1 protein-coding gene is annotated in these 596 nt (G+C 47.0%); it reads left to right on the top strand.

From position 1 onward, the window contains the following. Positions 1 to 596, top strand: a 596-nt coding sequence (locus MiSe_RS49635; RefSeq protein ID WP_226594987.1) for an acyltransferase domain-containing protein, incomplete at both ends; no start/stop codon positions are given.

Genomic DNA, 596 nt, shown 5'->3' with positions numbered 1-596 from the left:
CAGACAGTGGCTCTAGCAGCGATTAATGGTCCGGAAAGTGTGGTAATATCTGGAGCCAGTGCCGCTCTGGCTACTATTTGTCAAAAGTTAGAAGCACAGGGAGTCAAGACAAAACGATTACAAGTATCCCACGCCTTCCATTCCCCTTTGATGACACCAATGTTGGCAGAGTTTGAGCAATTAGCCAATCATGTCACCTACAATCAGCCCCGGATACCATTAGTATCCAATGTCACCGGAAAACTAGCAAAAGAGAACATTGCCACAGGACAATACTGGGTAAATCATGTCCTACAAACAGTGCGATTTGCTAATAGTATAGAGACGTTAGCTGAGCTGGGATATGAAGTATTTTTAGAAATCGGGCCTAAGCCAATTTTGTTGGGGATGGGGCGGGAGTGCTTACCAGAAAGTGAGGGGTTGTGGTTACCTTCTTTGCGTCCACTCGTGGACTCTTGGCAAGCGATGCTCTCTAGTTTAGGGCAGTTGTATGTCGCCGGAGTCAAGGTAGATTGGGCAGGATTTGACCGCGATTACCTTCGGACAAAAGTCGCACTACCAACCTATCCATTTCAAAGACAGCGCTATTGGGTGGA

This window comes from Microseira wollei NIES-4236, from assembly GCF_020521235.1.
GTDB classification, from domain to species: Bacteria; Cyanobacteriota; Cyanobacteriia; order Cyanobacteriales; family Aerosakkonemataceae; genus Microseira; species Microseira wollei.
The sequence above is the reverse complement of the archived record's forward strand: the minus strand, read 5'-3'. Positions and strand labels throughout refer to the sequence as shown.